Origin of the sequence: Streptomyces sp. NPDC048415 (assembly GCF_040651675.1) — a bacterium.
In the GTDB taxonomy this organism is placed as follows: Bacteria; Actinomycetota; Actinomycetes; order Streptomycetales; family Streptomycetaceae; genus Streptomyces.
This window is the reverse complement of record NZ_JBEZKJ010000179.1, coordinates 1-7928: the sequence shown is the minus strand read 5'-3', so window position 1 is coordinate 7928 and position 7928 is coordinate 1. Positions and strand designations below refer to the sequence as shown.

The following is a 7928-nucleotide window of genomic DNA, read 5'->3' as shown; positions in this document are numbered from 1 at the left end:
GGGGTCCCCCCGCTCGAGCGAAGCCGAGAGTGGGGGAGTTTGAGGACGAGCGCGAAGCGCGATACGGGGGGTCTGGGGGGCGGAGCCTCCCAGAGGGGGCGAAATCCCCGCGGTCAGTCCAGCGCGCGGTAGTCCCTGAGGCGTTCGTACGCCGCCAGTCCGTCCGGGACCCATGTCCAGTCCGTCAGGTGTGCTTCCACCTCGTCCTCGGTGAGGAAGTCGTGCCAGGCGACCTCCTCGATCTGAGGGTTCACCGGCAGCTCGCAGTGGACCTGGTACACGGCCGACCACCAGGACTGCCCGGCGCCGTCGTCGTACAGGAACTTGAAGAGGGGGGCGGGCCGCGGCAGCCCGGAGACGCCGAGTTCCTCCTCGGCCTCGCGCAGGGCGGCGTCGTCGTAGGACTCACCCGCACCGACGACCCCGCCGACGAACATGTCGTAGAGGGAGGGAAAGACCAGCTTGGTGGACGTGCGGCGATGGACGAAGACGCGGCCCGAGGCGTCGCGCGCCTGGATGAACACACACCGGTGGCGCAGCCCGCGCGCATACGCGTCCCCGCGCCGGGACTGCCCGATGACCTGGTCGTTCTCGTCCACGATGTCGAGGATCTCGTCAGCGGCACTCATGGCCCCATCCAAGCAGCCCCGAGCCGGCCGCGACCGGCGCCGCCCCCCGGCCCGTATCCCTCAATGCGGCTGGAGATCCCGCGACCGCTCGGCGTGCGAGGTCCCCGCGGGCATCGCCGGATGCAGCCCCAGCAGTACGATCCCCGCCACGACGGCCGCGAGCCCCGCCGCCTGCCAGGCGAGCGCCCCCACGTCGGTGCGCAGCCGGTCCCCGAGGAAGCCCACCCCGCAGACGATCCCGGCCAGCGGCTGGGCCGCGGTGAGCGCGGGCAGCGACATCCGCAGCGGTGCCGTCTCGAAGGCGCTCTGGACCAGCACCAGCCCCGTCACGCCGAGCGCCAGCACCCCGTACGGCTGCCAGCCGGTCAGCAGCTCGCTCCAGCTGCCTTCGCCGAACCGCTGCCCGCTGACCCGGGTGAGCGCGTCCTGGACGCCGTACAGCAGGCCGGCGGCGAGCGAGAGCAGCACGGGTGCGGCGCTCAGCCGGGACCGCTTCGCGTAGGTCGTGAGCAGCAGAGCGAGGCCGACCATGATCCCGATGATCAGCCAGTGCCGCAGAGGATTGGTGACGGCGTCGCCGCCCTGCGGCTGCCCGGCCACGATGAACGCCGAGACCCCGCCCGCGAGCAGCGCGAGTCCGGCCCAGCCCTGCCGGCCCAGCGGCTGCTTGGTCTGGTGACGGGAGAGCGCGAGCGCGAAGAGCAGGTTCGTCGCGAGGAGCGGTTCCACCAGGGAGATCTCGCCCTTGCCCAGGGCGACCGCCCCGAGGACCATTCCGCACACCATGAGCCCGATGCCGCCCAGCCACCGGGGGACCCGGATCAGGTCGAGCAGCAGACGGGGGGAGAGGAAGTCGCTCAGCGGGGCGTGCGAGGCGGCGTTCTGCTGGAGCACGAAGCCGAAGCCCAGGCAGCAGGCCGCGCTCACGGCCAGGACCAGAACGAGAACCGACACGCTGTGTACCTCGATACGTCAAGAGCCGGTGCGGGCCACGGTTGCGTATCCCGCCGACTGTAGTGCCAAGGGCAGGAGCCTGCCCCCGGGAGTACCCGGAACCAGGCAGTTGACTCGGTCACTCTTCTTGCCGAAGGATCTGACCGATCAGTAACAAGGCGTGGTCGACTATCGCGGTCGACCACCTCCAATGTCTCACCAACCAGCGACGCTGCCGATCGGTTCGTGACCAACGTCATGAGGGCCCTCATGACCACCGAGCCGATCCGACCAGTCGGAATGCCGAGAGGACGGGCCGATGGCCTACGACGCAGATGTGATCGTCATCGGAGCGGGCCTGGCGGGGCTCGCGGCGACCGCGGAGCTCGTCGACGCGGGCCGCACGGTGATCCTCCTCGACCAGGAGCCGGAGCAGTCGATCGGCGGCCAGGCGCACTGGTCGTTCGGCGGGCTCTTCTTCGTCGACTCGCCCGAGCAGCGCCGTCTGCGGATCAAGGACAGCCATGCGCTCGCCCTCCAGGACTGGATGGGCACGGCCGCCTTCGACCGGCCGGAGGACCACTGGCCGCGGCAATGGGCCGAGGCGTACGTCGACTTCGCGGCCGGTGAGAAGCGTTCCTGGCTGCACCGGCAGGGCGTGCGCTTCTTCCCGGTGGTCGGCTGGGCCGAGCGCGGCGGCTACGACGCCAACGGGCACGGGAACTCGGTGCCCCGCTTCCACATCACCTGGGGGACCGGGCCCGGCCTCGTCGCGCCCTTCGAGCGGCGCGTACGAGCGGGGGTCGCCCGCGGGCTCGTGCAGCTGAGGTTCCGCCACCGCGTCACCGGGCTGTCCCGCAGCGCGGGCTCCGTCGACACCGTGACCGGCGAGATCCTGGAGCCGTCCGGCATCGAGCGTGGGCAGGCCAGCAGCCGTACGGTCACCGGCGCCTTCGAACTCAAGGCCCAGGCGGTGATCGTCACTTCGGGCGGCATCGGCGGCAACCACGACCTCGTGCGCGCCAACTGGCCCGAACGGCTGGGCAGTCCGCCCGAGAGGATGATCGCCGGGGTGCCCGCGCACGTCGACGGCAAGCTGCTCGCGATCGCCGAGGAGGCTGGCGCCCACCTCATCAACCGCGACCGCATGTGGCACTACACCGAGGGCATCCAGAACTGGAACCCCATCTGGAACAACCACGGCATCCGCATCCTGCCCGGCCCGTCCTCCCTCTGGCTCGACGCGCGCGGCAACCGGCTGCCGGTGCCCCTCTTCCCCGGCTTCGACACGCTCGGCACGCTCGAACACATCATGAGGACCGGGTACGACTACACGTGGTTCGTGCTCGACAAGAAGATCATCGGCAAGGAGTTCGCGCTCTCGGGCTCGGAACAGAACCCCGACCTGACCGGCAAGTCGATCAGGGACGTGATCGGGCGGGCGCGCGCCGATGTGCCGGGGCCGGTCAAGGCGTTCATGGACCACGGCGCGGACTTCGTCGTCGAGAAGGACCTCGGCGCGCTGGTGCGCGGCATGAACGCGCTCACCAAGGAGCCGCTGATCGACGAGGCGGCGCTGCGCCGCGAGATCGTGGCGCGCGACCGGGAGGTCGCCAACCCGTTCACCAAGGATCTCCAGGTCACGGCGATCCACGGAGCCCGCCGTTTCCTCGGCGACCGGCTGATCCGTACGGCCTCCCCGCACCGTATCCTCGACCCCAAGGCGGGCCCGCTGATCGCCGTCCGCCTCAACATCCTCACCCGCAAGAGCCTCGGTGGCCTGGAGACCGACCTCTCCTCGCGGGTACTGACGGAGGGCGGCGACCCGCTGGAGGGCGTGTACGCCGCCGGTGAGGCCGCCGGTTTCGGTGGCGGCGGGGTCCATGGATACCGGTCGCTGGAGGGCACGTTCCTCGGCGGCTGCCTGTTCTCGGGGCGCACGGCGGGCCGTGCGGCGGCCAACGCGGTGGGCTGAGCCCCGGTGCGCTGGGCCCGCAGAGGCGGGCAGCGGGGTCAACCGAGCCGCCCGCAGGGAGAGTTGACACGTGTAGTGCACTGATCAGTCTTGACTGAAAGCCATGGCTGCGGGTTTGCTGTGCGTGATCACTACCTGACAAACCGCGCCTGTGAGGACGACCCGCGGTGTCCCCACCCCCACCCCCCCTCGGCCGCGGTCGCAAGCGCGCGGGCCAGACCTTCGACGCCGCACTCGACGACGCCGAACTCGTCGCCGCACGCACTTCGTTGCAACAGGGGCGCTGGACCGCGGTCCGCGCGCTGCTCGCCGCGACCGGCGACGACTGGGACCGCCGCGGACACCGCGTCACCGTCCTCGCGCGGGAGTCCGCCGCGCTCGCCTGGGCCCGCGACTGGCAGCTCGCCGAGCCCGAGTCCGCCGACGCCGCCGTGCTGCTCGGCTGCGCCACCGTCCAGCGCGCCCTGAACGGCAAGGAGCGCCCCGAGCGCGCCCGCGAGGCATGCCACACCGCGGCTGTCCTCGCGCCCGCCGATCCCACCCCGTGGCTCGGCCTGCTTCTCCTGGAGCGCTCCCTCGGCACCGAGGACGACGTGGTCCAGCTCTTCGACGAGGTACGCCACCGCTACACCGATCACCACCACGCCCACCACCTGGTGGTCGCCCGGCTCGCCGAGCGCCGCGCCGAGGCGGGCCGGGACCCGCTGCACGAGGTGTACGACTTCGCCAACTGGGCCGCCGAACAGGCCCCCGCCGACTCGCCGCTGGCCATCCTCCCGGTCGTCGCGCACGCCGAGCGCTACCGCGTGCTCGCCGGCACCGGAAGCGAACCCGCCGACCCCGTCGCCTCCGGGCACTGGGTCGGACGCCGGGCCCGCCAGGTGATGAAGGCCGCCTTCGACTGGTGGCTGGAGTGGGAGCGCGACGACCACCCGCGCCGCCTGGTCGACCTCAACTTCCTCGCCCACGCCAAGTTCTGCGAGGGCCGGGGCGCCGAGGCAGCCGCCCTGTTCCACCGCATCGGCGACCATGCGACCCCGGCGCCGTGGTCGTACCCGGACCGCGACCCGTACAAAGCCTTCCGTGCCGCACGCGACAGCGCGCTCGGCACGGTGTGAACGCCACCCCTGAAAACCGGACATCCGAAAGGACGACCCCGCGATGACGACGGGCAGTTCGAGCACATCGAGTACGTCGAACACGGGCAGACCGGCCGCCGACCCCGGCGGCATCAGCACCTTCAAGGGACAGGACCGCGCGCTGCGCGCCGACCGGCTGGGCACGGGAGGTCTGCTGCTGTCCGTCCTCGCGGCGACCGCCCCGCTCATGGTGGTCGCGGGTGTCATGCCCACCACATTCGCGGTGATGGGTATCGTCGGGCAGCCGCTGCTCTTCGTCATCCTCGGCGTTGTCCTCGTGCTCTTCAGCGTCGGGTACGCCGAGATGAGCCGGCACGTCCACAACGCGGGCGCCTTCTACGCGTACATCTCGCGCGGCCTCGGCGGCACCGCGGGCGCCGGCGCGGCCCTGGTCGCGCTCGTCGCCTACAACGCCCTGCAGGTGGGTATCTACGGCATCTTCGGCTTCGAGGTGTCCGGGCTGTTCTCCACCTACCTCGACCTCGAAGTCGCCTGGTGGATACCGGCGTTGGTGGCAGTGCTGCTCGTCGGCGCGCTCGGCTGGCTGAAGATCGACGTCAACGCGCGCGTGCTGGGCGTGCTGCTGGTCATCGAGGTGGCCCTGGTCGTCATCTTCGACATCGCCGCGGTCGCCGACCCGGCGAAGCAGGGCCTGTCGCTGCACGCCTTCAACCCGGACACGCTCACCGGCGCCGGAGTCGGTACCGCGCTGTGCTTCTGCATCGCGGCCTTCCTCGGCTTCGAACAGGCCCCCGTCTACGCCGAGGAGACCAGCCGACCGCACATCCTGGTGCCGCGCGTGATGTTCCTCGCCGTCGCCGGTGTCGCCGTGTTCTTCGCGCTCAGCTGCTGGGCGCTCACCGTGGCCACCGGCCCCTCGGACATCGTCGGCGCCTCCCAGAAGCAGAGCGCGGGCCTGCTCTTCTTCCTCACCGAATCGCGGCTCGGCTCCACCTTCACCGACGTCCTGCACGTCCTGTTCGTGACCGGCATGTTCGCGGCGATGCTCAGCTTCCACAACGTCGTCGCGCGGTACACCTTCGCCATGGGCCGCGAAGGCCTGCTGCCCGCGGCGTTCGGACGGACGTCCGGCGCGAGCGGCGCACCCGGCACCGGCTCGCTCCTGCAGACCGCCGTCTCCCTGGTGATCGTGATCGCCTTCGCGGTCGCCGACGACAAGCCGGCCGGCGATCCCACCGAACCCGTACTGCACCTGTTCACCTGGGGCGGCAACGTCGGCGCCCTCGGCGTCATCGTGCTGATGGCCGCCGCCTCGCTCTCCGTCATCGTCTTCTTCGCCCGCCGCGGCGCCGCCCGGGCCCAGGCCTGGCGCCTCGCCACGTCAGCGATCGCGGGTGTCGCGCTGATCGTCATCGCGGTCTACACGGTCAAGGACTTCGACGTCCTCGTCGGGGCGGGACCGGACTCCTCGCTGAGCTGGCTGCTGCCCGCCATCGTCGGGGCCGCCCTGGTCATCGGGGTGATCCAGGGCCTGGTGCTGCGCTCCCGCAAGCCCGAGGCGCACGCCCGGATCGGCCTCGGCAACGAGGCGTTCCAACTGGACAAGGCGGCCGAGTCCGCATCCTGAGGCGTCCCTCCTGGAGCACGTCTTCCTGGACGGCACGTAAGAAGTGATTACGGAACGCTGACGTGCACCCGCCGCCGCTGGTCTTTTGGGGGTCGCGGGTGCTCTGATCAATAGGTGAACCCTGAACGGCCCAAGGAACGCAGCCCGGAGCGGCCGGACGCCGACGAGCCGAGCACGGAGCGCCCCGAGGCACGAGGCGCGCCGATCGGCCGCCGCGTGCTGCTCGGCACGCTCGGACTCGGCGCGCTCGGCGTGATCGCGGCCCCCACGCTCCAGCGCGGCCTCGAATCCTTCCTCGCCGGCGCCTCCGACAAGGACCCCACGGGCCTGACCGGCCTGCTGCCCAACGGCGGCGGCTTCCGCTACTACTCCGTGGCGACGTCCGTCCCGCACAAGAACGAGACGACCTACCGCCTCAGCATCGACGGCCTGGTCGACCATCCCAAGACCTACTCCCTCGCCGACCTGCGCGCCCTGCCGCAGACCCGCGTCGTGCACGACGTCCAGTGCGTCACGGGCTGGCGGGTGCCGGGCACCCCGTTCGAGGGCGTACGCCTGTCCCATCTCCTCGACGCCGCCGGTGTGCGCTCCTCGGCCGGGGCGATCCGCTTCAACTGCTTCGACGGGACGTACACGGAGAGCCTCACGCTGAAGCAGGCCCGCCGTGCCGACGTCCTCGTGGCCCTGCGCATGCAGGACAAGCCCCTGGGCCACAACCACGGCGGCCCCGTCCGCCTCTACGTGGCCCCCATGTACTTCTACAAGTCCGCCAAGTGGCTCTCCGGCATCACCGTCACCGAGGACGTCCGTCCCGGGTACTGGGAGGACCGGGGTTACGACGTCGACGCCTGGGTCGGCCGTTCGAACGGACGCGACGATGAACCCACGAGTTGACGACACCCCGGCCGTGGCCGCGCACGCCACGCGCGTACGGCGCTTCGGCCGAGCGCAGCGCTGGGTGCACCGGGTGACCGCATTGCTGATGGGCGTGTGCGTGGCGACCGCGGCGTGCCTGTACATCCCCCAGTTCGCGGAACTCGTCGGCCGCCGTGAACTCGTCGTACGGATCCACGAGTGGGCCGGCCTGACGCTTCCGGTGCCCGTCCTGGCGGGCCTCGCCTCGCGCGCCCTCCGCGCCGACCTGGGGTTCTTGAACCGCTTCGGGCCGCATGACCGGGTGTGGCTGCGGGCGGCCCTGCGGCGCGACAAGCGCCGGACCTCCCGTCCGGCGGGGAAGTTCAACGCCGGGCAGAAGGTCTACGCGTCCTGGATCGCCGGGGCGACGCTGGTGATGCTGGGCACGGGGCTGTTGATGTGGTTCACCCACCTCACGCCCTTGATGTGGCGCACCTCGGCGACCTTCGTCCACGACTGGCTGGCCCTGACGATCGGCATCGTCCTCGCGGGCCACGTCGGCATGGCGCTGGGGGACCCGGAGGCGCGGCGGGGGCTGCGAACGGGGTCCGTCAGCCGGGACTGGGCGGACCGGGAGCACCCGCTCTGGCGCCCTTAGATCGCGGGCGCACCGATACGTCTTTCGCCCCCTCCGCCCCTGCCCGTCCCGTACCTGGCGGGCTCCGCCCCCCAGACCCCCCGTATCGCGCTTCGCGCTCGTCCTCAAACGCCGGACGGGCTGAAATCAGCCCCTCCGGCGTTTGAGGAGC

General features: G+C 71.3%; 7 protein-coding genes. 5 read left to right on the top strand and 2 right to left on the bottom strand.

The features are described 5' to 3' along the window. Window positions 1-113 precede the first annotated feature (113 nt). Both AB0D27_RS44600 and AB0D27_RS44595 read right to left on the bottom strand, forming a co-directional pair. Window positions 114-629, bottom strand: coding sequence for an NUDIX domain-containing protein (locus tag AB0D27_RS44600; protein ID WP_362521190.1), 516 nt, complete (start codon window positions 627-629; stop codon window positions 114-116). Window positions 630-689: 60 nt separating this feature from the next. Next, window positions 690-1583 (bottom strand): DMT family transporter, encoded by an 894-nt coding sequence (locus tag AB0D27_RS44595; protein WP_362521187.1) that lies wholly within the window; start codon window positions 1581-1583, stop codon window positions 690-692. Window positions 1584-1881: 298 nt separating this feature from the next. On the opposite strand from AB0D27_RS44595, the gene AB0D27_RS44590 reads away from it, so the two are divergent. From AB0D27_RS44590 to AB0D27_RS44570, 5 genes are all read left to right on the top strand, one after another. Continuing rightward, window positions 1882-3537 (top strand): FAD-binding dehydrogenase, encoded by a 1656-nt coding sequence (locus AB0D27_RS44590; protein ID WP_362521184.1) that lies wholly within the window; start codon window positions 1882-1884, stop codon window positions 3535-3537. 167 nt (window positions 3538-3704) lie between these two features. After that, window positions 3705-4655, top strand: coding sequence for a hypothetical protein (locus AB0D27_RS44585; protein ID WP_362521181.1), 951 nt, complete (start codon window positions 3705-3707; stop codon window positions 4653-4655). 43 nt (window positions 4656-4698) lie between these two features. After that, complete coding sequence (locus AB0D27_RS44580) at window positions 4699-6264, top strand: APC family permease (protein WP_362521178.1); 1566 nt, start codon at window positions 4699-4701, stop codon at window positions 6262-6264. A gap of 114 nt (window positions 6265-6378) precedes the next feature. After that, a complete protein-coding gene (locus AB0D27_RS44575; protein ID WP_362521175.1) occupies window positions 6379-7158 on the top strand; it encodes a molybdopterin-dependent oxidoreductase in 780 nt (259 codons plus the stop codon). Then, complete coding sequence (locus AB0D27_RS44570) at window positions 7142-7777, top strand: cytochrome b/b6 domain-containing protein (protein WP_362521173.1); 636 nt, start codon at window positions 7142-7144, stop codon at window positions 7775-7777. The genes AB0D27_RS44575 and AB0D27_RS44570 overlap by 17 nt, the downstream gene beginning before the upstream one ends. Window positions 7778-7928 lie beyond the last annotated feature (151 nt).